The organism is Clostridium sp. CTA-5, from assembly GCF_054768135.1.
Map to the genome: position 1 here is coordinate 35,301 of NZ_BAAAAT010000001.1, position 23,758 is coordinate 59,058.

The window sequence follows — 23,758 nt, forward strand, 5'->3', positions numbered from 1 at the left end:
TGATTGGAGGAATTAAAAAATGATAAGTAAAGGGTTTAGTAAACAAAGCGAAAGAATAAACGTTTTAAAAGCTCAAATATTAAATGCAAAACCATGTGTTGAGGCAGAAAGAGCAGTATTAATAACAGAATCTTTTAAAGAAACAGAAGGTCAGCCAGCAGTATTAAGAAGAGCATTAGCGTTAAAGAATATCTTAAAAAATATTCCTGTAACAATTAGAGAAGAGGAACTTATAGTTGGCAGTTTAACTAAGGAACCAAGATCTTCTCAAGTATTCCCTGAATTTTCAAACAAGTGGTTAAAAGATGAACTTGATAGAATTGATAAAAGAAATGGAGATGCATTTCAAATATCAGAAGAAAGCAAAGAAAAATTACAATCTGTATTTGAATATTGGGATGGAAAAACAACAAGTGAATTAGCAACTTCGTACATGTCAGAAGAAACAGTAAATGCAGTAAATGCAGATATATTTACAGTAGGAAATTATTATTATAACGGAGTAGGACATATTGCAGTAAGTTATGATAAAGTATTAAAAATTGGATTTAATGGAATTATAAAAGAAGCAAAAGAACAATTAGAAAAAAGTAGAAGTATAGATCCAGATTTTATAAAAAAAGAAAAGTTTTTAACTAGTGTTATTATTTCTTGTGAAGCTGCAATAGAATATGCAAACAGATATGCAGAAAAAGCTAAAGAACTTGCAAAAAATATTAATGATGAAAGAAGAAAAGTAGAACTTGAAAGAATTTCGGAAATATGTACAAAAGTACCAGCAGAGGGAGCTACATCATTCTATGAAGCTTGTCAATCATTCTGGTTTGTTCATGCAATAATAAATATAGAATCTAATGGACATTCTATTTCACCAGCAAGATTTGACCAGTATATGTATCCATATTATGCAAATGATAAAAATATAACAAAAGAATTTGCACAAGAATTAATAGATTGTATATGGATAAAATTAAATGATATTAACAAGGTAAGAGATGAAATTTCAACTAAGCATTTTGGTGGCTATCCAATGTACCAAAACTTAATTGCTGGAGGGCAAACTCCTGAAGGAAAAGATGCAACAAATGAAATATCGTATATGTGTTTAGAAGCATCAGTACATGTTAAATTACCTCAACCATCTTTATCAGTAAGAATATGGAATAAGACACCAGATGAATTCATGCTTAGAGCAGCAGAATTAACTAGAGAAGGATTAGGACTTCCTGCTTATTACAATGATGAAGTTATTGTTCCAGCTTTAGTTGCTAGAGGACTTACATTAGAAGATGCAAGAGACTATGGAATAATTGGATGTGTTGAACCACAAAAGCCTGGAAAAACAGAAGGATGGCATGATTCAGCATTCTTTAATCTTGCTAGAATAGTAGAATTAACTATAAATTCAGGATTAGATAATAACAAGCAAATAGGACCTAAGACTCAAAACTTTGAAGAAATGACTTCTTTTGAAGAATTTATGATTGCTTATCAAGCGCAAATGGAGTATTTTGTAAGACATATGTGTACAGCGGATAATTGTATAGATATTGCTCATGCAGAAAGAGCACCATTACCTTTCTTATCTTCAATGGTTGATGATTGTATTGGAAGAGGAAAGAGTCTTCAAGATGGTGGAGCAGAATATAACTTTAGTGGGCCACAAGGTGTTGGAGTAGCTAATATTGGAGATTCACTAGTAGCAGTTAAAAAACTTGTTTTTGATGAAAAGAGAATAACTTCATGTGAGTTAAAGAAAGTATTAAATAATGATTTTAAAGATTCAGAAGATATACAAGCTTTACTTAAAAAAGCACCTAAGTTTGGAAATGATATAGATGAAGTAGATGATTTAGCTAGAGAAGGCGCATTAGTATATAGCAAAGAAGTTAATAAATACACAAATCCAAGAGGTGGTAAGTTCCAACCAGGATTATATCCATCATCAATAAATGTATTCTTTGGAAGTTTAACAGGGGCAACTCCAGATGGTAGAAACTGTGGACAACCATTAGCAGATGGTGTTTCTCCATCAAGAGGATGTGATACTTCAGGTCCTACTGCGGCTTGTAATTCAGTTGCAAAATTAGACCATTTTATAGCATCAAATGGAACATTATTTAATCAAAAATTCCATCCATCAGCATTGAAAGGTGATAATGGATTAATGAATTTAACAGCATTAATAAGAAGTTACTTTGATCAAAAAGGATTCCATGTTCAATTTAATGTAATAGATAAAGATATATTAATTGCAGCACAAAAAAATCCAGAAAATTATCAAGATTTAATTGTTAGAGTTGCAGGATATAGTGCACAATTTATATCACTAGATAAATCTATACAAAATGACATTATTGCAAGAACAGAACATGTTATGTAAAAAGTTTTAAGAGGAGGATATGAACGTGATGAGTACAGACATAAAAGGAGTTATATTTAATATACAGAAATTTTCATTGCATGATGGACCAGGAATAAGAACTATAGTGTTTTTCAAAGGATGTCCAATGTCATGTTTATGGTGTAGCAATCCAGAATCACAAGATATTGCTCCTCAAATAATGTTTAATAAAAATTTATGTACTAAATGTGGAAGATGCAAATCACAATGTGAAAGCTTAGCTATTAATATTGATTCATCATATAGAATAAATGAAGACAAATGCACTTTATGTAGTAAGTGTGTTGAGAATTGTTTAAATGGAGCACTTGTTATGGAAGGCAAAGAGTGTAGTACAGATCAAATCATTGAGGAATTAAAAAAAGATAGTGTCCATTATAGAAGATCAAAGGGTGGAATAACTTTATCTGGAGGAGAAGTACTGCTTCAACCTGATTTTGCAGTAGAACTTTTAAAAAAGTGTAAAGCATATGGATGGCATACAGCTATTGAAACTGCTATGTATGTAAATAGTGAAGCTGTTAAAAAAGTACTTCCATATATAGATTTAGCTATGATTGATATAAAGAGTATGAATAGCGAAATACATAAAAAATTCACAGGAGTAGATAATAAAATAATTTTAAATAATATTAAATTAAGTGATGAAATATCAAAAGAAATAATAATTAGAGTCCCTGTTATTGAAGGATTTAATGCAGATTTTGAAAGCATAAGGGAAATAGCAGAGTTTTCAAAAACATTAAAGAAATTAAAAAGAATAGATCTTCTTCCATATCATAACTATGGAGAAAGCAAATACGAGGCTATTGGAAAAGAATATCTTTTAAAAGAATTAAAAACTCCTAGTGAAGAGAAGATGAGAGAATTAAAATCTCTAGTAGAAAATATGGGAATATATTGTACCATAGGGGCACAGTAATTTGTAGTTAACAAATATTATTAAAGTCAAAAGAATTTATAAAAAAGCAATATATTACCAAATTGATAAACCTTAAGAAAGAATTGAACAATAGATTACTAGTACAAAACAATAAAATTTATTAATAATAAATAAGTGATTTGATAGTATTAACTTTGAAGAAAAACTATTAATAAACAAAAGTTGATTAAAGTTAATATTGATTAGTAAAAAAATATATTAATGGAGAGTGAAATATAATGAGAATGTACGATTACTTAGTACCAAGCGTAAACTTTATGGGAGCAAACTCAATATCAGTAGTAGGCGAAAGATGCAAAATATTAGGCGGAAAGAAAGCTTTAATAGTTACAGATAGATTTTTAAGAGATATGGAAGGTGGAGCTGTTCAATTAACAACTAAATATTTAACTGAAGCAGGATTAGAAGTTGTATATTATGATGGTGTTGAACCTAATCCAAAGGATACTAATGTTTTAGATGGATTAGAAATTTTCAAAAAAGAAAACTGTGACCTGATAGTAACAGTAGGTGGAGGAAGTGCACATGACTGTGGTAAAGGAATAGGAATAGCTGCAACTCATGAAGGAGATCTTTATGATTATGCTGGAATAGAAACACTTTCTAATCCACTACCTCCAATAGTAGCAGTAAATACAACAGCAGGAACAGCAAGTGAAGTAACACGTCATTGTGTTTTAACTAATACAAAAAAGAAAATAAAATTTGTTATAGTAAGCTGGAGAAACTTACCATTAGTTTCTATAAATGATCCAATGCTTATGGTTAAGAAGCCAGCAGGATTAACAGCAGCTACAGGAATGGATGCATTAACTCATGCAATTGAAGCTTATGTATCAAAAGATGCAAATCCAGTAACAGATGCAGCAGCTATACAAGCAATTAAATTAATTTCACAAAGCTTAAGACAAGCGGTAGCTTTAGGTGAAAACCTTGAGGCAAGAGAAAACATGGCTTATGGATCATTACTTGCAGGAATGGCATTTAATAATGCTAATTTAGGATATGTACATGCTATGGCACATCAACTTGGTGGATTATATGATATGCCACATGGTGTTGCAAATGCTATGCTATTACCACATGTTGAACGTTATAATATGATTTCAAATCCTAAGAAGTTTGCTGATATAGCAGAATTTATGGGTGAAAACATTCAAGGTCTTTCAGTTATGGAAGCAGCAGAAAAAGCTATAGATGCTATGTTTAGACTTTCAAAAGACATTGGTATTCCAACAAGCTTAAAGGAAATGGGAATTAAAGAAGAAGATTTTGAATATATGGCAGAATTAGCACTTCAAGATGGAAATGCATTTAGTAATCCAAGAAAAGGAAATGAAAAAGATATAGTAAACATCTTTAGAGCAGCTTACTAAATTTATAATTAACATATTAAAGCCTCAAAAAGTTATTTAGTTAAGTAACTTTTTGAGGCTTTGTAATTTAATTAGTCAGCTATATTTTGAGTAAATGTTGATATTTTAGAGTTCTTAAAGTAAATTCTTCTGTCCATGAGCTTTATACTACAATATCAACACTGTTTTAAAACATAGCCCTTTATCGTAATTTCTTTAAATCATCTAAAGTAAGAGTTCCTTTGACATCAATAATAATTTCATTATTATTTACTTTAAAATCTTTAATTTCTATACCTTTAAGATTATTAGCTAAGACAATATCGCCAGAATTTTTATCAATATATATAAATTCATTAGATTTTAATCTTGAAAATACCAAATCTTTATTTATATTTATGAAGCCTAAGTGCCCACTTTCATAGTGGAAAGTGCATTTATTATTTATTAATTTTCCAGTAAAAATCATATTACCTTCAAGAGGAATTCCATTATATTTTAAATGAAATAGGATATTTATTTTATTATCAGCTATATCAACTTTTAATCCAGTTAATGTATCTGATATTTTAGCGTTGCTATCTTTAATTAAGCTAATAAATAAATCAGTTAAATCATCTTCAGAAAGAGTTAAAGAAGTTTCTAGAGAGATTTCTTTAGATGAAAGGTTTAGATGATTTGCAGTTAATTTATCTAATAAAATTTTTTCATTAAAGTTTGATGAAGAATTTATATTTTTGACCTCAGTTTTAGGATAAAAACCTATATAATAAGTTGCGCTTAAAGCCACAATTATAAAGAATATAGTTCCTAAAAATATATTGAATTTTTTTACTTTACTCATGTTAAATTTCACTTCCCTAATTTGCTTTATATAATTTTTGTCAATTAGATTCTATAACAAGTTATTATATATTTAGTGTAATGTTTATTTTAGACTAAAAAATAAATAACTTAGTAATGTTATAAATCAGATAAATATTTGTATTATTAATATTGTAACTTAATTTTAACTTAGATGATATAAAAAAGAAATGATTATAAAGTAAATCTTAATAAATTATAAGAAATATTTAGCATTATTTTATATTAGATTAAGAAATATTATGTTAAAATTCAGTTTGTTATATTAAACAAACTTATAGATAAACTTATGAAGGGAAGAATTTATAAAGTATGAAAGCTTTAAAAAAAATAATAATTACTATATTTTCTACAATTATGACGATTTTCTTTATGTGTATATTAATATTTATATATTCGTGTTATGTAGAACCTAAATTATTAAGTGTTAAAAATATAGAATTTAATTCAAAAGATAATGTTCAAAATTCTAAAAGAATAGAGGTTGCACAAATATCAGATATTCATTTAGGTAAATATTATTCCATTGAACAATTAGAAAAACTAGTAGATAAGGTTAATAAACAAAACCCAGATATCATAGTTTTTACTGGAGATTTATTTGATAATATAAGTACTTTTGATAGGGCAAAAGATGTTTCCCCTATATTAAGTAAACTAAGTGCTTCTATTGGTAAATTTGCTGTTTTTGGTAATCATGATTATGGAGGAGGTGCAGAAAAAGCATATAAAAATATTATGAAGGAAAGTGGGTTTAAGCTTTTAGTTAATGAAAAATATAATATTAACTTAAATTCAGGAAAAAATTTAAGTATTTTAGGATTAGATGATGGACTTTTAGGTAAGCCAAATATAAATCAAACTATTAAAAATATAGAAACAGATAGTTATAATTTATTGCTTTTACATGAACCTGATTTAGCCGATAAATTTTTAGATTATAATATTGATTTTATACTTTCAGGCCATAGCCATGGAGGACAAGTTAAAATTCCTTTTTGGGGAGAAATAGTAACTCCACCTCTAGCTCAAAAATATAAAGATGGACTTTATGAACTTAATACATCAAGGAATACAAATTTATATGTTAATTCTGGTATAGGAAATACAAAACTTCCGTTTAGGTTTTTAAATGTACCAGAGATATCAATTTTTGAGTTAAATATATAAAAAATTATGCCATATTGTTTAAAACAAAATTTTGACAAATAACATTTTGTAAGTTAAATAATATTTTTAGATACAGAGAGTTTCTTTTATTGAAATATTAAGTAAATTTACAATAAAATTTCTTTTAAACTCTCTTTTTTCTAAATTTAGGACATTTTTTTGAGTTTGTTAAATGTATTATTAAATGGTACAATTTATTAGACATAATAAGGGGGAATTTTACAATGAATAAAAAAATAGTCAAAATAGGAGCGATTGCGTTAATTGCAATATGTGGTAATAGTGTACCAGCATTTGCTTATGATAAAAGTACAAGCTCAGAAGTTGAAATTTCTGAACAAAATAAATTTGAAGCTGAAAGAAATTGGCTTAATATGGAGGTAGCAGAACAATTACATAAAGATTTAAGAGATCTTACAGAACAAGATTTTCTTAAAATCAAAAAGATTGATTTGCATTATAAGAGACTAGAAGGAGAAATACCAGAAACTATAAGCTTATTAAAGAATTTAGAGTATTTAAATTTAAATTATTGTAAATTAGATAAGGTACCAGAAAGTATAACAGAATTAACAAAGTTAACATATTTAGATTTAGGAGATAATAAATTTAGAGAATTACCAAAAAATTTCGAAGAAAAGATAGCATCTGGACAATATGCATATGTAGATGTTGAAGGCAAAGATCTTAGATTAAATGAAGGAATGTATTTTCTAAAAGGAAAATGGTCTTACTTAGATAGACATGGAGAAAGACTTACAGGAGTTCAAAAGATAGATGGAAAAACTTATAATTTTGGTGAAGATGGAACTTTAAAAATTGGTTGGGATAAGATAGAAGATAAGTGGTATTATTATGATACATCAGGAGAAATATTAAAGAATACATGGAAAGTAATAAATAATAAAACATATTATTTTAATGAAAATGGAGAAATGAAAACAGGGTTTCTTACAGTAGGTTCTAATAAATATTATTTAAGTGAAAATGGCGATAAAGTAACAGGCTGGAAAACTATAGATAATAAAACATATTATTTTAATAGTGATGGAGTTATGAAAACTGGATGGTTAGATATTGGAGAAGATAAGTATTATTTTGATGAAAATGGAGCAATGGCAGCTGGCGAAGAAAAAGTTATAGATGGCAAAAGATATAGATTTTATGCAGAAGGTATGCTAGCTAAAAATTTATGGCTTGATGATTATACATATGTACAACCTAATGGAGATGTTGTAAATACGTATTCTAATTATTCACATTCTAATGATCAATATAATGCCTTTAAGTATATGACAAATGTTAATAATCAAGTTAGTGTTCATAATAAGGCTATATATTTACATGGAGGAGACACTAGCAATAATTGTGTATACTTTTTGTCAGAGGTTTTAAGAAGAAATGGAGTATGGTTACCAGAACAAACATGTAATACTTATCAACTTGAAAGAGAATTAATAGATAGAGGGTTTGTATCAAGTACTGATTTTACTCAATTAAAACCAGGAGATATTCTTTTTACAAATGGTTATACTCATGTTTATATGTTTATGTGCTGGAAGGACAACCAGTATGCATATATAGTAGATAATCAAAGAGATAAGTTTGGAAATAATATACTTCATATAAGAAATGTATATAATGATGATGCGATATATAGTACAGATAGAGCAACACATTTTTATTATTATCAATCTAGATAATATTTAAATTGGGGAGGGAGATAAATATGGATATACAAATTAATAAAGAATATCTTTTAAATACAGCAAAAGAAATATTAGAATTCAATAGTCCAACTGGTTTTTGTTTTGAAATAATGGACAAGATAAAAGAGATAGCAGAAGGATTCGGATATGAATTTGAAACAACAAGAAAAGGCTGTGGAATAATAACTATAAAAGGAAGTTCGTATGATGAAGTAATAGGGTTATCAGCTCATGTTGATACTTTAGGTGCAATGGTAAGATCCATAACAAGTGAGGGTAAGCTTAAGTTTACATTGCTTGGAGGTCCTATAGTTCCTACTTTAGATGCTGAATATTGTACAATTAGAACAAGAGAAGGTAAACTTTATAGTGGAACATTTTTAAGTACAAGTCCTGCTGCACATGTATTTGAGGATAGTTCAAGTAAAACACGTGAACCTAAAAATATGGAAATAAGAATTGATGAAATAGTAAAATCTAAAGAAGATACTGAAAAATTAGGTATTTGTCCAGGTGATTTTATATTTATTGATCCCAAAACCACAATAACTGAAAGTGGATTCATTAAATCAAGGTTCATAGATGATAAAGGAAGCGTATCTTGTTTAATGGCTTTATTAGAATTATTTAATAGAGAAAAAATAGTTCCTAAGTTCACAACTAAAATATTTATTTCTGTGTATGAAGAAGTAGGACATGGCTCTTCATATATTCCAGAAGATATTACAGAGATGATAGCAGTGGATATGGGATGTATAGGTGATGATTTAAGTTGCACAGAATATGATGTTTCAATTTGTGCAAAAGATTCAGGTGGACCTTACGACTATAATATGGTTACAAAGTTAGTTAATTTAGCAAAAGGCAATAAATTAAATTATGCAGTAGATATTTATCCAATGTATGGTTCAGACGTTGGAGCAGCACTTAAAGGGGGAAACAATATAAGAGGAGCCCTTATAGGACCAGGTGTTCATGCATCTCATGGTATGGAAAGAACTCATTACAATGCCTTTGAAAATACAATTAAATTATTGTATTTATACTTAACTAGATAGAAATTTTATTCATTGATTTTATATAAAAAATACATTCGTCAAAAAAATTGTCAAAAATAGATTAAAAAAGATTTTTATTATTACTAGCTGATTTCTGTATGGTACAGGAATCAGCTTTTTATATTATTCTATATTAGATTTGGCATAGGTCTAAGTAATATTAAAATTACTTAAGGCAAACAGGAATATAATTAATAAATATTAGGCATAATCAAAAAAATAACAAGTCCATCTACCAAGCCTATTTTTCATTATACTGCGTCAGTAGATTTGCCTAATAGACTAGCTATGAAGCAAATCTACTTTCTTGTCTAATGAAAAATAATCAGGGTATTTTGGACTCGTTATTTTTATTCGTATGCCTTATTAATAAAATACTATAAAATTTAGAAGGAATTTCATAGTATTTTATATAATAAACTTATATGAGAGGAGGGATAAAATGAAGGTCATTAATAAAGAAAGTAAATGTAATGCATGTCATAATATTGTAAAGTGGAATTGCATAATCTATGGTGAAAAATCACCAGAACATATTAAAAGAGAAGGGATGGAAGCACAAGAGGTGATAGCAATTGGTGAAAGTGCAGGTAATGAGGGTATAGTAACAGATTATATTGCAATTGTTAAATGTCCATTTTGTAATACAAAAAATAAATTTTCAATATAGAAGAACGCGTTGTGCTATTATTATCTTTAAAGATAATAATATATAATTAATTAAATTAACTAATGCATATGAAATAAAATAGACGAGCATACTTGTTTATTATTTTTTTGAATGTGCCTAAAGTAATTAATTAAAAAGACGATAATTAATTAAGTACGGTTTAATTATCCAAAAAATTAGAAAAAATAAATGGTAGTAATATATTAATTATGTTACTACCATTTATTTTTTTACTATGTTTTAAGTGAATGTTGATATTGTAGTACAAACAAAGTTCTATTTATATATAACTTGTAGAAAACGCATAAACACATAGTATGTAAAGTAGATTTTTTTATAATATTATTTGTAAAATCTTATATTTAAGAAATAATTAATATATTTGACAACAATCTGACAAAATCTAATAATAATATATTTATAGAAAGGATGTGCAATTTGAATGGCAACAGAAAATAATAAATTAGAAATTAGAAAAGAAGTTACAATAGAAGATAAAAAAATATTAAATATAGCTTTAAATGGTATAAAAGGATGGAATTTTAATCCTATAGCAGTGGTTACTAATGATATAGAAGAGTATTATTTTATATGTAAAGTAAAAACTATTATAGAAAATTTTCAAATGAAAGTAGCAAAATTATATATTAAAATTAAAGATAATACTCCAATTTTATTGGGGATAGAGGAAATAGCTTAGTCTAGTAAATATTAAGAATAAATAAAATACTTAAGATTTAAATAAGTAATATATATTTACTATTAAAATAACAGACTAAAAAAATAGTCTGTTATTTTAGGTACAGTAATAAACTTAACCCTTAGAAAATTTATCATTTCCTTTACAATTAAAGTCTTTTTTCCAAGCCTTATCAGCATATGGTTTAAAATCAGCTGCTAATTTATCAAGTTTATCTTGAAAAGTTTTATTACGCAGCATATTTCTACCACTATCGTCAGTTGGGTATGCTTTTACTTTTTTACTTACCTCTCTAATTACATTTGTATTATCAATCATCATACATGGCATTAACATATTTTCATTATAAGGTTGTTTTTTTCTTAGTTCTTTGAATAACTCACTTCTAAATATATCAATTAAAGATTTATTTTTTACATTATCACACGCTATATGAGCAAATATACATGGTTCTACATCACCATTAGCATTTATATGACAATAATATTTACTAGCAATGCAACCACCAACATGAGGTGCATCATTAAAGAAATCTATAGTAAAATAAGGTTTTGTTACTCTGATTTTTTTTGTTCTTCTACCAAGTTCTATTCTTTGAGTAGGAGTAAGCATATTATCTAGATTGACTCCTTCACCAACAGGCATGTACATGAAATACCAGTTCATTTTTGAACCCTTTGTAATTAACATATCTATAAATTCATTAGATGTTACTGTATTCATATTATGGGTTGAAGTAGCAGAAGATACACCAAAAGGAATGCCCCTTTCTTTAAGAAGATCCATCCCAGCCATAACCATATCAAAAGTACCTTCTCCTCTTCTTGAATCAGTTTCTTCTTTAAAACCTTCAAGTGAGAACATTGGCATAACATTACCTAAAGTAGCTAATTTATCAGCAGTTTTTTCAGTGATTAAAGTTCCGTTTGTAAAAGGAGTAAATAATATATCATTATATTTTTTATAAATATCATACATAAAATCAACGAAGAATGGTTCTCCACCTAAAACAATTATATAATGAATTCCTAAATCGTGGGCCTCACCAATAATTTTATCTACTTCTTCGTATGTAAGTCCTTTAGATTTATCATATTTGGCAGCATAACATCCACTGCAATGTAAATTGCATTTCATTGATGGACTTATAAGTAAAACAAAAGGGACTTTAGTATTTTCTGATAAAAGCATTTTTTTTCTTTTTTCCCCACCTGACCATATAGCATTACCTAGAAAGTTTATAAAAAACTTTTTTAAGAATTTAGGATTTACTGTTGTTAATATATTTTGTATAAATTCTTTAACAGCAGGTATTTCATTATAATAAGAATGTATAGATTCTAAAGCAACCTTACTATCTTCATCTTTAGATAGCTTAGTAATTAAATTAAAAAGTTTTTCAGTATTTTTCTCTGGATTTTTTTCTAGAAATGAACATACTTTTGCCATAACTATATTCCGAGTTGAGTTTTTAAAATATTCATTAAAACTCATAATAAAATTTCCTCCTTAAAATATATAATATATGCAAAAAACATATAGTATTTACTTTATAGATATATTCGACAAATATGAAAATATACTACAGGATATAGTACAAAGCATAAAATGTATCTAATAAAAGAATTAAATATTTATATATATGTTCTAATTAAGTTGTTACATTTAAAATTTTTTATAGAATTTTTATAGAAAATTATATAAAAGATTAACAATATTGACTCAGAATCATATATATCATAAATTCTTTGTACAAGTTCTTCACTATACTGGTAAGCAATACTATTTATAAATATTTTAAGATTTATATTAATGAACAAACTTTATTGGAACTTATATAATTCTTTAATTTATTTAATATCTCTTATTGCAACATATAGAATAAAATAATTATATAGTTATATTAGGTTATAATTTAAGGAGATTAAAGATTTATCTTTTACTATATAAATTATTTCTATTATAATATAGTAGGTATAAGACACATTAAAAAAATAATAGTCCAGTATGAGTATAATCATCTATTTTATGTTAACAAATTTACCTGACAGTGTAGTATTAAGTAAACTTGCTTCATTGTCTGACATAAAATATACAACGCCTCTTTGGTTTATTATTTTAAGTAAAATTTTAAGGTTGGTACATAAAAATGGAAAAAAGAATTGATTTAACAGAAGGAAAGATTGTAGAAAAACTTATAAAATTAGCTTTGCCTATTATGGGGACATCCTTTATTCAGATGGCTTATAATATGACAGATATGATATGGATTGGAAAAGTTGGAAGTAAAGCTGTTGCTGGAGTTGGAACAGCAGGATTTTTCCCATGGCTTGCTATAGCATTTATAATGATTTCTAAAACAGGAGCTGAAATAAAGGTTGCTCAAAAGATAGGAGAAAAAAATATAAAGAAAGTAAAGTCATATATAATAAGTGCTATACAAATAAATATAGCTCTTGCAATTATATATACATTAGTGCTACTTATATTCAATAATTCATTAATAGGCTTTTTTAATTTAGGAGATTCAGAAGTAATATCAATGGCTAAAACTTATTTAATAATAGTGGCGATTGGTATGATTTTTACATTTATAAATCCTGTATTTACAGCAATATTTAATGGAGTTGGTAGTAGTAAAACTCCGTTTATAATTAATACTATAGGACTTATCTTTAATATGGTTTTTGATCCGGTTTTAATACTAGGAATAGGACCATTTCCTAAATGGGGAGTTGCAGGAGCTGCTATAGCAACAGTAGGGGCGCAAGTTATTGTTAGCTTATGTTTTATATTTATTATTATTAAGTCAAAAGAAGAGTATTTAAAAATAAATATTCTAAAAAGACCAGAGTATAGATATATAAAAATATTATTTCAGATAGGGCTTCCAGGAGGGATTCAAAATGGACTATTTACTATATTTTCTATGTGCATAGGAAGAATTATAGCTGTATTTGGTCCAGTTCCAATAGCAGTCCAAAAGGTAGGATCACAGATTGAAGCAATATCGTGGATGACAGCCGGTGGTTTTTCTACAGCACTTGGAACTTTTGTGGGACAAAACTATGGAAGCAAAAAATATGAAAGAATTAATAAAGGTGTAAAAGTAACAATAATCATGGCTGTAATTATTGGTATATTAGCGACTTTTTTATTGGTATTTGCTGGTGATCATGTATTTAGATTCTTTTTAAATGATCCTGAGGCTGTAGAACAAGGAAAAGTATATTTAAGAATACTTGGATACTCACAATTGTTTATGTGTATAGAAATAACTATAACAGGAGCATTTAATGGACTTGGACGAACTTATATACCATCTATTATAAGTATTTTATTAACTGGAGCTAGAGTGCCAGCTTCATATATTTTATCTCAAGCTAATTTACTTGGCATGGATGGAATTTGGTGGAGTATAAGTATAAGTAGTGTTTTAAAGGGAATAATTTTAATTTCAATATATCTATTTTTATTTAAAATCAATAAACTATATAAAAAGTATCATAAGAATTCAGAAGAGCTTGTAAGTTAATAAATTTTATGTGATATTTTAGCTTAAAATAAATGATTTTTAAAGATCATCCCTAAAATAAGATTATTTTACATTAAATGCATAAAAATGTATGATAATTGTACGAATATATAAATAGGAGGGGATTTAAAATGATAACTTGTAAAAATCTTTATGAAAATAAAAATATTGAAATTATAGAAGCTAAAGGAAATGTTAAAGTTCTTGAATATAAAAAAGATTTAAGTACAAATACTGCAAATGCAATGGCTTCATATTACGCGTCAGAAATGAATGTTAGAAAAAGACAAGTTCTAATTGAATTAAAAGGAAATGCTTATACAATCAGTGCAGGAGCAATGCAATGGACTGCAGGAAATGTTAGTATGTCTGCTGATGTTAAAGGAATTGGTGATTTTTTTGGAAAAGCATTATCATCTAAAGTAACAAAGGAATCCACAATTAAACCTAAATATCAAGGAAATGGATTATTAATGTTAGAGCCTACTTATAAACATATTTTACTTGAAGATGTTTCACAGTGGGATGGTATGGTACTTGATGATGGACTTTTTCTTGCTTGTGAATCAAAAATTCAACAAAAGGTAGTAGCTAGAACAAATCTTTCATCAGCAGTACTAGGAAAAGAAGGATTATTTAATTTATGTCTTAAAGGGGAAGGAATTGCAGTATTAGAAAGTCCTGTTCCAAGAGATGAACTTATAGAATTTGTACTAGATAACGATGAAGTTAGAATTGATGGGAATTTTGCAATTGCTTGGTCTAATTCATTAGATTTTAGAGTTGAAAAGTCTAGTAAAAGTTTAATTGGATCTGCTGTTTCAGGAGAAGGATTTGTAAATGTATATCGTGGAACAGGAAGAATCCTTATGGCTCCTATAGGATAACATAAAAATTAAATTAAAAAATATAATTTATCTTTTTGATACATATTTAGGAACATTCAAAAAATAATAGACTAATAAGCTCGTTTATTTTGTGTCATACTGCGTCAATAAGTTTAGCTATTAACTGAACTTGATTCCTTGTCTGACACAGAATATACAATACCTGTTTGGTCTATTATTTTATTTTTAGGCTATGTTTTAAAACCGTGTTGATATTGCAGTATAAGAGTAAATTCCTCTGTCCATGAGCGTTATACTACAATATCAACATTCACTTAAAACATAGCCTATTTTTAAAATAATATTAAGAAAAGCATAATTGCATAATAGAAAAATATTATAATTTTCTTATTATTTAATTATATAATCTCATATTTAACTTTAATTTTTCTTATTGCACGAGATTCATCATAATGATATTTTAATCCAGATTTAAAAATAGTATTTTTTCTTTTAAGAGTAGGAATTTTATCAAGAGGAAAACATCCAAAATCTCTAATTATAAATTTAACCATACGACCAATCATTTGCTTAAACATATCTTCAGGCATACCACCTTCAAAAAAATTTTCTATTTCAGGAATAACGCCTTCAATTGCAGGTCTATTTGATTTCGCTGCTTCAATCATATTATATATACTCTTAGCTTCACATAAAAAACAAAAAATTTTAGGTGTAAGATAAAAAGATTCATATTTTATATACATCCTATGTTCTGCTTGATTAAAAAAATCATCTACATCATACATAAAATCACTCCTAAGCTTTCATTAATTATTAAACGTTAATATAAGATACCTTAATTAATATAACATAATAATAAAAAATTGGCAATATTTATAAAAATATATATGGAAAAACACATTATATATATAAATAATAAAATTAAGTAATATTTATAGGAGTTTTATTATAAATAAATATATAGAGTATTATTTTTAATAGAATAGGAGGGTGAGCTTTATGGTGAGTAAAATTGATATATTTTCAGGATTTTTAGGTGCTGGAAAAACAATGTTAATTAAAAAATTATTGAAAGAAAAAATTTATGGTAAAAATACAGTTATAATAGAAAATGAATTTGGTGAAGTAGGAATAGATGGATCTATATTAAGAGAAACAGAAATTGAGATAAAGGAAATAAATGCAGGATGCATTTGCTGTCAAGTAACTGGAAATTTTACAGATGCAATAATAGAGGTTATAGAAAAATATAGTCCAGAAAACATTATTATTGAACCTTCAGGGGTAGCTAAACTGAGTGAAATATTAAAAATTCTTGATAATAGTAAGTTTAAAGAAAAATTTGTAATTAATAATATAATTACAGTAATAGATATACAAAGATACAATATGTATATAAAAAATTTTAGTGATTTTTATAAAGATCAAATAAAAAATGCTAGCACATTAGTGCTAAGTAGATGCCAATTAGTAAATAGTAGTGAAATAGATTTAGTAGTAAATTCTCTTAACAAACTTAATGTTAAGGCTCCAATTATTTATAAATCATGGGATAATATAAGTTCTGATGAATGGAAAGAAATATATAAAATTAAACCTAAAAAAACTTATAATGAAAATGAATTCATAATCAATAAAATAGCTAAACATTCAGCATTTAGAAGAGAAATTAGTCATTCGGCTAAAGAGTTTTTTGAAAGTTATCCTATAGATCTAAATGATAAGATGAGTGAGGAAGAACTACGAACTAAATTCAAGATTATTGAAGAGAATAAAGAATATGGAAATATAATAAGAGCCAAAGGTATAGTTGAAGTTATAAATGAGGGGTACTATCAATTTGATTATGTACCAAATGAATTTCAAAGTAGAAAAATAAAATGGGCAAATAAAAGAGTGATTTCTATAATTGGAAGCAATTTAAACAAAAAAGAATTAGTTAGATTATTTAGCTAAGGTGGTATTAAAATGAAAACAGAAATAGAGATCGTAACAGGTTTTTTAGGTGCTGGTAAGACAAGCTTTATAAATTCATTAGTAAAAGAGAGTTATGTAGATGGAGAAAAAATTATTGTAATACAATTAGAAAAAGGACAAAGTAATATAGATAAAAGTCTAATAAATGAAAATTTAATAGAAGTAATTTATTTAAATGACTTAAATGAACTAAATGATAAAATGCTAACATTAATAAAAGAAAATTATCCTAATCGTATAATTATAGAATTTAATGGAACTTTTAATATAGAAGATTTATTTAAAATAATGAATGAAAGAGAAAATAAAAAATGTATTAGAGTTGAAACAATATATTTTATTGGAGATAGCAAAAATTTAGAGTTATATATAAAAAATATGGGAAACTTTTTAGTTCCATTTATAGAATATTCAAATATTTTAGTTTTAAATAATATAGAGTATTGTAATGACAAAGAAAGAGAAAATATACTAAAAATAATAAATAATTTAAATCCAAGCGCTTTTATTTTGGAAGTAAAAAATAAATACTTATTTAATGCATCTCTTATAGAAAATAAAGTACTAAATAATAATATATTTAAAAGGATAAAAATTAAATTAGGAAAATCCAATAACATTTTAAGGAGAAAAAAGAGTGAATAATAGAAGAAGAGGTTTTTGGCTATTGGTGCTTATTGTTTTTTCTGCAAGTATTATATTATATAAATTAGGCATTGATGATAAAGAAAAAATGCAAAATTTTTATCATATATTCACACATATAATACTAGAAGCAATTCCTTTTATTATTTTAGGTGCTATTGTTTCTGCAGTAATGCAGATATATATATCAAATGAGACTATAACTAAGATCATACCTAAAAATAATGTGATTGGGTATTTTGGAGCAGCTTTAATAGGTTTGATTTTTCCAGTATGTGAATGTGCAATAATTCCAATAACTAGAGCACTTATAAAAAAGGGTGTACCATTAGGATTTGCTATAACATTTATGTTAGCAGTACCTATAATAAATCCTGTGGTTATAATGTCAACTTACACTGCATTTTATGATGTACCCTCAATGGTGATTATTAGAGTTGTTGGTGGGATAGTTGCAGCAATTTCAATAGGAATTATTGCAAGTTTACTTCAGGGGAGAAAAAATTATTTAAGATTAGATTATTTAATAGAAAATAGGTCTTATTGTAATTGTGGATGTAATAGTAATTTTTCTATTGATAAAAACACAAATAGATTGAAATTAGTGTTAGAACATGCAAGTAAAGAATTTTTCGATATATTGATTTATCTTTTAGCTGGAACTTTTATAGCAACAGGATTTCAAGTAGTAATATCTACTGATAAGTTTAATAGTATTGGAAATGGGAAAATATTATCTATAATATTTATGATGGTTTTAGCATTTATTCTTTCTATATGTTCAGAAGCGGATGCTTTTATAGGAAGAAGTCTACTTAATCAATATTCCTTTAGTAGTGTAGCTGTGTTTTTAATTATGGGACCTATGCTTGACATTAAAAATCTTATGATGTTATGTGGAACATTTAAAAAAGGTTTTGTATTAAAACTATCACTAATCATTACTTTAGTAATTGGAACACTTGGATATATATTTGTAATATCAGGTTTATAAATATAGATTTAAATTCTAAATTACATTTTTTGGCTTATTAATAACTTATAAGTTATTAATTATGATATTACTATAAAAATAGATTAAAAAAATCGCTATGTTTTAAGTAAATTTATCTGTTTATGAGTTTTATCAGATATCTAGCATTTATGACTTTATAACATCTACACGCTCCTGGATAATAATTTGTAACCCTCAGTTGAAAGCAAGTTTCACTGAGACTAATAACTTTGTTGATACTTACAATATTAACACTATTTTAAAATATAACAGAAAAAATAAATAATAAGGTGTTGTTATTTATTTTAATAGAATATATTAACTCACCTTATTATATAAAAAATTATTTATTAATTAAATTTTTGAGCTTAAAATCTTTATCTGACATGTGACTGAATACTAAACCATATGATAAATTTAAGAGTGATTTTAGTTCATTATAGTTTTCCTTATAGATATTCTTTATATTTATATTTATAATTTGATTTTTAAATTCCTCATGTTCTAATAAGTGTTCCTCTAAATCAGAAACATTAAGTTTCTTTAAATAAATTTCTTCATAATAAAAATGAAAAGTTAAAAACTCTCTAAAATCACAAATTATTTTAATAGCGTCATCTACTTTATAAACACCTATAGGTTTTTCTAAAAGCATTTCAAGTGATCTACATAGATCAAAGAGATATTTATGATGATCGTCTATAATTTTTATTCCAATTTTTAGGTTGTCATCCCATTTGATCATAAGATAGTCCTCCTATTTATATAATATATCTGTTATTATATAAATTATACAATAAATATACATTTAAACACAAATAAATATTTAATTTTATTAAAGTAAATATTTCAAATAAGTAAAATACATGAGAAATTTAGTCGTAAATAGTAGAAAATATAAGTTTTTAAATAAAAAGTTTAGTATGTTTATAAAAATTTAAGTATATTTATGCAAAAAAGAGTGGGCTAAAACAATTAAAAATTTATTTTAACCTACTCTTTTATAATAAACATATAAAATATATAAAAATTAATTATACATAATTAATTTTTATATTATTGAGCATATTTTTCATCTAAAATAATTTCAATATAACTAAGTTTATTTTCAACTTTAGCATCTGAAGCTACTGTTATTTTAAATGTATCAAATTTATTATTCCAGATAAGTCCAATAGGAGCAGTTACGTCTGGAGTATCTGCATTAATGCCTAATACATTTAATATATTAATACCATCATTAGGATATCTCATAGTTTTTATAGGTGTTATCTTAATGATCGCAGATTTTGAATCAACATAAGTTATTTCAAAGTTATAATTATCTTTTTGATAAGTAGACTTAATATCTTCAGTATTTTTAGGTTCTCCTAAAAGTTTACTAATTGCTTTTGAATCTTTTTCCTTTAAGTCAGAAATACTAACTACTTTTTTTACTTCTACAGTAGGAGTTTCAACATCTCCAGGAGTAGCAGGCTCAGGTACTGGTTCAGGTTCTTTTTCTTCACCATTTACTTGAGTTTGTTCAGTAGTTGAGTTAGTATTATTAGCATTTTGTTTATTACCACCACAAGAAATTAAAGTTGTAGTAGATAATATTGCAACTAATAGAAGTGTAATAACCTTTTTTTTCATAATCTTTCCCCCTAAATTACTAAATTTATAAGTGTAATTTTAGTAATATATCTAATGAATTGAAATAAAACAATTTCTTCATTAGATTATAACATCATTTTATACTTATAAAGTCAATTTAATAAAATCGTAATAAAGATTAAATTATAATTTAATCTTTTTAGAACTTTGAGTATTTAAAGAAAAAGGTATTTTAAAATCATGTTCACAATAATACACTCCAAGAAGTATTAATATAGCACCTATAACAGAATATGTTGTAATCTTTTCATGAAGTATGAAAAAAGAACTAACCATTGTTATTGCAGGAATTAAATAGATATAATTATTAGTTTTGATTACACCTAGCTTGTCTACAGTGTAGTTCCATGTTACATAACATATTCCAGAAGCTATTATTCCTAAAAATAATAAATTAAAACTATTTTCAAATTTAAATAAGTCCTTAATAATTATTTTGTTTTTTGAAGTTAATACAATTGGCAAGATTGTAATTAAGGCATAAAAAAATACTTTTCTAGTTATGTATATGGAATTATAATTATTAATTATTTTCTTTAAAGTTACAGAATAAATAGCCCAACATAAAGCAGCACCAAAGGCTAATATGTCGCCTAAAGGGTTTAATTTTAAAATGAAGTTACCATTAAAAATAACTAAAAAAACACCATATATTGCAATTATAAAACCAATAAAAATATTCTTATTTAGTTCTTCACCATTAGTGAAAAAATGTGCCATAAATGCTGTAAGAATAGGTGCAGTTGCAAGAATTAAAGCTACATTTGAAGTAAGAGAATATATCAGTGCTGTATTTTCAGTGATAAAGTAAAGGGATCCTCCAGTTATTCCACTAACTAAAAACATTAATTCTTTCTTAAATGATTCTATCTTATGGAATTTAGGATAAATAATAATAAGCATTATATATGCTATTAAAAATCTAAGAAACATGATTTGAGAGGGATCAAAAGTATTAAGCAATATTTTTGTTGATACTAATGTATTTCCCCAAACTATTACTGTAAATAGTGCTAATAGATTTAAAAATAAATTTTTGTTTTTCATTAAATCACCTCCATTTTTTTATTATACATATGTTGAAAATTTAATGTGCAACAAAATATTATACAGTTCTTTAATTTATATAAGTTCCAATAAAGTTTGTTCATTAATATAAATCTTAAAATATTTATAAATGTTATGACATTCCAGTATAGTGAGGAACTTATATAGAAAATTTATGATATATATGCTTCTAACTAGATATTATTAATTAAAGATATAATTTTCTATAAAAATTATATAAAAGATTATAAATGTAATAACTTAATTAGAACATATATATTAAATAATTTTTATTGCAACATATATACTTTATAAAAGATTATACATTAGTGGTTAAATAGTGTAAATCTATAAAAATAATGAATCAAAAGATATCATATATTTTATACAAGAAGAAAAAATTAGTTAATAATAACATATTATTAATTTTGTCTATAAAGTATCCTACACAATATATAAACGTATTAGTTTATTATTTTTAAATATACGTTAATATAAAATAGAAAGTCTAATTTTAGAATAGTGTTTACATATCTAAAATTAGACTTTTCATATAATTAAAATTTTTTATTTATTAGAATTATTAATGGATATAGCAAATATTCTATATAAGTTTCTTGCTGTATTTATATCAATGAAGAAACTTTAATGGAACCTAGATACTTTCTAATACACCTTTATAAACTCTTTTTTCTTCAAAATTAATATTAAATTCTTTTTCATATTTTTTAATTATATTAATTTGTTTGTCTGTAGCTAAACAAATACAAGTACCATCTGCGTTTCCTCTTGCAGTTCTACCAGATCTATGTAAGTATTCATTAAGTTTTAATGGAAGATCAAGATTAAATACATGAGTTATATCTGGAATATCAAGACCTCTAGCTGATATATCAGATGAAACTAATATTTTAATCTTACCATTTCTAAAACTATCAATAGCTTTTTTTCTTTCCTCTTTAGATATGTTTCCACTCATAGCAAAGCAATCTTTACTGTGATAATTAAGTTTTAATGTAGTTAATTCAATATCTTCATTACTATTAACAAATACTAAAGCTTTTGCAGGATTTTCAGCTGCAATAATTTTTCTAAGAACTTCAAATTTATCTCTTCTATCACATTTTACATATATATGTGAAATATTAGGATTAACGGAAGCTTTAACTTCAGATTTTAATACTAAAGGTTCTTTCATTAATTCCTTAGCCGTTTCAAGGGTTTCTTTTCTTATAGAAGCAGAGAAAGCCATAAGCTGTCTATCTCTCATAGTTGTTTTTATTACATCTTTAACAATAGATGATCTCTTAGGGTCTAAAAGATTATCGGCTTCATCTATAACTATTGTTTTTATTGTATGAGCGGTTATTTTCTTCTTTCTTATAAGGTCAAGCACTCTTCCTGTTGAACCTACAATTATATGTGGTTTATTCTCCTTAAGTTTTTTTATTTGATTATTAATATTAACATCACCAATTATCCCCATTGATTTTACAGGAATTCCTGAATTAGTTGAAAGTAATTTTATTTGTGCATCTATTTGCATAACTAATTCATGTGTTGGTGCTAATATTATAGCTTGCATTTCTTTTTTTTCAGTATTTATTCTTTGAAATATAGGAAGAACATAAGCAAGAGTTTTACCGCTTCCAGTAAAAGCTTCACCTATAATGTCTCTATTTTCTAAAGCTGGTTCAATTGTAACTGCTTGTATTTCAGTAGGAACTGTTATTCCTTGTTTTTCTAACCCTTTTATTATATCTAAACTTAAATTTAAATCTTTAAATGAAGTGTTCATATAAAAAAATTCTCCTTTGCTTAAAATTTACTTAAAAATAGTTAATACGCTTAATTATATACTTAAAACATTTATTTTTCTAGTTAAACTTGTATATGTAGGATATAATCATATAGTTGAGGTGTATTATTAAAGTTATACTTTAATATGTAAAAATATAATATTTTTAAACACAAATAATAAAAGAAATAGTAGTATTACTAATTGCGTATTTAATAGATATAATATTATATTTTTAAAACTATGATATATTAGTTATTTTATTAGGGGATAGCGATAATATATTTAACTATAAAATATTTACTTTAGGCTATATTTAAAATGAATATTATTTTAAATGATAGTTTTAGTTAAAATAATATTAAAACTTAATTTTAGAGTT

The 23,758-nt window shown here is 25.8% G+C and carries 20 protein-coding genes; 13 read left to right on the forward strand and 7 right to left on the reverse strand.

What is annotated here, in order from left to right; all coding sequences use genetic code 11:
• Nucleotides 1-19 precede the first annotated feature (19 nt).
• From dhaB1 to dhaT, 3 genes are all read left to right on the forward strand, one after another.
• Nucleotides 20-2,383 (forward strand): glycyl radical glycerol dehydratase DhaB1, encoded by a 2,364-nt coding sequence (dhaB1, locus tag ACYUET_RS00190; protein ID WP_460276996.1) that lies wholly within the window; start codon nucleotides 20-22, stop codon nucleotides 2,381-2,383.
• Nucleotides 2,384-2,411: 28 nt separating this feature from the next.
• Nucleotides 2,412-3,326 carry a glycerol dehydratase activator DhaB2 gene (dhaB2, locus tag ACYUET_RS00195; RefSeq protein WP_460276998.1) on the forward strand — a complete coding sequence of 305 codons (915 nt, stop codon included), beginning with the start codon at nucleotides 2,412-2,414 and terminating at the stop codon, nucleotides 3,324-3,326.
• A 239-nt stretch (nucleotides 3,327-3,565) separates the two neighbouring features.
• A complete protein-coding gene (gene dhaT / locus ACYUET_RS00200) occupies nucleotides 3,566-4,723 on the forward strand; it encodes a 1,3-propanediol dehydrogenase (RefSeq protein ID WP_460276999.1) in 1,158 nt (385 codons plus the stop codon).
• A gap of 181 nt (nucleotides 4,724-4,904) precedes the next feature.
• On the opposite strand, the gene ACYUET_RS00205 is transcribed toward dhaT, so the two are convergent.
• The gene (locus tag ACYUET_RS00205; protein ID WP_460277000.1) at nucleotides 4,905-5,546 is read right to left on the reverse strand and encodes a hypothetical protein; all 642 of its coding nucleotides are present in this window, start codon (nucleotides 5,544-5,546) and stop codon (nucleotides 4,905-4,907) included.
• 332 nt (nucleotides 5,547-5,878) lie between these two features.
• Here ACYUET_RS00205 and ACYUET_RS00210 point away from each other — a divergent pair, with 332 nt between their 5' ends.
• The 5 genes from ACYUET_RS00210 to ACYUET_RS00230 all read left to right on the forward strand — a co-directional run bounded on the left by ACYUET_RS00210 (nucleotide 5,879) and on the right by ACYUET_RS00230 (nucleotide 10,873).
• A complete protein-coding gene (locus tag ACYUET_RS00210; protein WP_460277002.1) occupies nucleotides 5,879-6,736 on the forward strand; it encodes a metallophosphoesterase in 858 nt (285 codons plus the stop codon).
• 224 nt (nucleotides 6,737-6,960) lie between these two features.
• Complete coding sequence (locus ACYUET_RS00215) at nucleotides 6,961-8,439, forward strand: leucine-rich repeat domain-containing protein (RefSeq protein ID WP_460277003.1); 1,479 nt, start codon at nucleotides 6,961-6,963, stop codon at nucleotides 8,437-8,439.
• A 26-nt stretch (nucleotides 8,440-8,465) separates the two neighbouring features.
• A complete protein-coding gene (locus tag ACYUET_RS00220) occupies nucleotides 8,466-9,503 on the forward strand; it encodes a M42 family metallopeptidase (RefSeq protein WP_460277004.1) in 1,038 nt (345 codons plus the stop codon).
• A gap of 442 nt (nucleotides 9,504-9,945) precedes the next feature.
• Entirely contained in the window at nucleotides 9,946-10,173 is a 228-nt protein-coding gene (locus ACYUET_RS00225; RefSeq protein WP_460277006.1) for a carbon monoxide dehydrogenase, read from the forward strand.
• Between the two features lie 442 nt (nucleotides 10,174-10,615).
• Nucleotides 10,616-10,873, forward strand: coding sequence for a cupredoxin domain-containing protein (locus ACYUET_RS00230; protein ID WP_460277007.1), 258 nt, complete (start codon nucleotides 10,616-10,618; stop codon nucleotides 10,871-10,873).
• 114 nt (nucleotides 10,874-10,987) lie between these two features.
• Here ACYUET_RS00230 and ACYUET_RS00235 read toward each other — a convergent pair whose 3' ends face one another.
• The gene (locus ACYUET_RS00235; protein ID WP_460277009.1) at nucleotides 10,988-12,367 is read right to left on the reverse strand and encodes a radical SAM protein; all 1,380 of its coding nucleotides are present in this window, start codon (nucleotides 12,365-12,367) and stop codon (nucleotides 10,988-10,990) included.
• Nucleotides 12,368-13,022: 655 nt separating this feature from the next.
• Here ACYUET_RS00235 and ACYUET_RS00240 point away from each other — a divergent pair.
• Together ACYUET_RS00240 and ACYUET_RS00245 are read left to right on the forward strand one after the other, a co-directional pair.
• Nucleotides 13,023-14,408 (forward strand): MATE family efflux transporter, encoded by a 1,386-nt coding sequence (locus ACYUET_RS00240; protein WP_460277011.1) that lies wholly within the window; start codon nucleotides 13,023-13,025, stop codon nucleotides 14,406-14,408.
• Nucleotides 14,409-14,539: 131 nt separating this feature from the next.
• Nucleotides 14,540-15,295 (forward strand): AIM24 family protein, encoded by a 756-nt coding sequence (locus ACYUET_RS00245; RefSeq protein ID WP_219779236.1) that lies wholly within the window; start codon nucleotides 14,540-14,542, stop codon nucleotides 15,293-15,295.
• Nucleotides 15,296-15,654: 359 nt separating this feature from the next.
• On the opposite strand, the gene ACYUET_RS00250 is transcribed toward ACYUET_RS00245, so the two are convergent.
• On the reverse strand, nucleotides 15,655-16,044 hold the full coding sequence (locus ACYUET_RS00250) for a hypothetical protein (protein WP_460277013.1): 390 nt from the start codon (nucleotides 16,042-16,044) through the stop codon (nucleotides 15,655-15,657).
• 214 nt (nucleotides 16,045-16,258) lie between these two features.
• Here ACYUET_RS00250 and ACYUET_RS00255 point away from each other — a divergent pair, with 214 nt between their 5' ends.
• From ACYUET_RS00255 to ACYUET_RS00265, 3 genes are all read left to right on the forward strand, one after another.
• Complete coding sequence (locus ACYUET_RS00255) at nucleotides 16,259-17,215, forward strand: GTP-binding protein (RefSeq protein ID WP_460277014.1); 957 nt, start codon at nucleotides 16,259-16,261, stop codon at nucleotides 17,213-17,215.
• A 12-nt stretch (nucleotides 17,216-17,227) separates the two neighbouring features.
• Nucleotides 17,228-17,881 carry a GTP-binding protein gene (locus tag ACYUET_RS00260; RefSeq protein WP_460277016.1) on the forward strand — a complete coding sequence of 218 codons (654 nt, stop codon included), beginning with the start codon at nucleotides 17,228-17,230 and terminating at the stop codon, nucleotides 17,879-17,881.
• A gap of 70 nt (nucleotides 17,882-17,951) precedes the next feature.
• Nucleotides 17,952-18,875, forward strand: coding sequence for a permease (locus ACYUET_RS00265; RefSeq protein ID WP_460278216.1), 924 nt, complete (start codon nucleotides 17,952-17,954; stop codon nucleotides 18,873-18,875).
• Nucleotides 18,876-19,218: 343 nt separating this feature from the next.
• On the opposite strand, the gene ACYUET_RS00270 is transcribed toward ACYUET_RS00265, so the two are convergent.
• From ACYUET_RS00270 to ACYUET_RS00285, 4 genes are all read right to left on the reverse strand, one after another.
• The gene (locus ACYUET_RS00270; protein ID WP_460277017.1) at nucleotides 19,219-19,620 is read right to left on the reverse strand and encodes a hemerythrin domain-containing protein; all 402 of its coding nucleotides are present in this window, start codon (nucleotides 19,618-19,620) and stop codon (nucleotides 19,219-19,221) included.
• Nucleotides 19,621-19,931: 311 nt separating this feature from the next.
• Nucleotides 19,932-20,510: a hypothetical protein gene (locus tag ACYUET_RS00275; protein ID WP_460277019.1), complete on the reverse strand. Its 579-nt coding sequence runs from the start codon at nucleotides 20,508-20,510 to the stop codon at nucleotides 19,932-19,934.
• A 144-nt stretch (nucleotides 20,511-20,654) separates the two neighbouring features.
• The gene (locus tag ACYUET_RS00280) at nucleotides 20,655-21,578 is read right to left on the reverse strand and encodes a DMT family transporter (RefSeq protein WP_460277021.1); all 924 of its coding nucleotides are present in this window, start codon (nucleotides 21,576-21,578) and stop codon (nucleotides 20,655-20,657) included.
• Between the two features lie 655 nt (nucleotides 21,579-22,233).
• Nucleotides 22,234-23,376 (reverse strand): DEAD/DEAH box helicase, encoded by a 1,143-nt coding sequence (locus ACYUET_RS00285; protein WP_460277022.1) that lies wholly within the window; start codon nucleotides 23,374-23,376, stop codon nucleotides 22,234-22,236.
• Nucleotides 23,377-23,758: the final 382 nt, after the last annotated feature.

What these genes read in the sequence shown, in the direction of transcription:
- ACYUET_RS00285 (WP_460277022.1), bottom strand. Translation starts at nt 23,376, where the DNA reads ATGAACACTTCATTTAAAGATTTAAATTTAAGTTTAGATATAATAAAA.
- dhaT (WP_460276999.1), top strand. Translation starts at nt 3,566, where the DNA reads ATGAGAATGTACGATTACTTAGTACCAAGCGTAAACTTTATGGGAGCA.
- ACYUET_RS00215 (WP_460277003.1), top strand. Translation starts at nt 6,961, where the DNA reads ATGAATAAAAAAATAGTCAAAATAGGAGCGATTGCGTTAATTGCAATA.
- ACYUET_RS00225 (WP_460277006.1), top strand. Translation starts at nt 9,946, where the DNA reads ATGAAGGTCATTAATAAAGAAAGTAAATGTAATGCATGTCATAATATT.
- ACYUET_RS00205 (WP_460277000.1), bottom strand. Translation starts at nt 5,546, where the DNA reads ATGAGTAAAGTAAAAAAATTCAATATATTTTTAGGAACTATATTCTTT.
- ACYUET_RS00250 (WP_460277013.1), bottom strand. Translation starts at nt 16,044, where the DNA reads ATGTATGATGTAGATGATTTTTTTAATCAAGCAGAACATAGGATGTAT.
- ACYUET_RS00210 (WP_460277002.1), top strand. Translation starts at nt 5,879, where the DNA reads ATGAAAGCTTTAAAAAAAATAATAATTACTATATTTTCTACAATTATG.
- ACYUET_RS00240 (WP_460277011.1), top strand. Translation starts at nt 13,023, where the DNA reads ATGGAAAAAAGAATTGATTTAACAGAAGGAAAGATTGTAGAAAAACTT.
- dhaB2 (WP_460276998.1), top strand. Translation starts at nt 2,412, where the DNA reads ATGAGTACAGACATAAAAGGAGTTATATTTAATATACAGAAATTTTCA.
- ACYUET_RS00260 (WP_460277016.1), top strand. Translation starts at nt 17,228, where the DNA reads ATGAAAACAGAAATAGAGATCGTAACAGGTTTTTTAGGTGCTGGTAAG.
- ACYUET_RS00255 (WP_460277014.1), top strand. Translation starts at nt 16,259, where the DNA reads ATGGTGAGTAAAATTGATATATTTTCAGGATTTTTAGGTGCTGGAAAA.
- ACYUET_RS00245 (WP_219779236.1), top strand. Translation starts at nt 14,540, where the DNA reads ATGATAACTTGTAAAAATCTTTATGAAAATAAAAATATTGAAATTATA.
- dhaB1 (WP_460276996.1), top strand. Translation starts at nt 20, where the DNA reads ATGATAAGTAAAGGGTTTAGTAAACAAAGCGAAAGAATAAACGTTTTA.
- ACYUET_RS00280 (WP_460277021.1), bottom strand. Translation starts at nt 21,578, where the DNA reads ATGAAAAACAAAAATTTATTTTTAAATCTATTAGCACTATTTACAGTA.
- ACYUET_RS00220 (WP_460277004.1), top strand. Translation starts at nt 8,466, where the DNA reads ATGGATATACAAATTAATAAAGAATATCTTTTAAATACAGCAAAAGAA.
- ACYUET_RS00275 (WP_460277019.1), bottom strand. Translation starts at nt 20,510, where the DNA reads ATGAAAAAAAAGGTTATTACACTTCTATTAGTTGCAATATTATCTACT.
- ACYUET_RS00235 (WP_460277009.1), bottom strand. Translation starts at nt 12,367, where the DNA reads ATGAGTTTTAATGAATATTTTAAAAACTCAACTCGGAATATAGTTATG.
- ACYUET_RS00230 (WP_460277007.1), top strand. Translation starts at nt 10,616, where the DNA reads ATGGCAACAGAAAATAATAAATTAGAAATTAGAAAAGAAGTTACAATA.
- ACYUET_RS00270 (WP_460277017.1), bottom strand. Translation starts at nt 19,620, where the DNA reads ATGATCAAATGGGATGACAACCTAAAAATTGGAATAAAAATTATAGAC.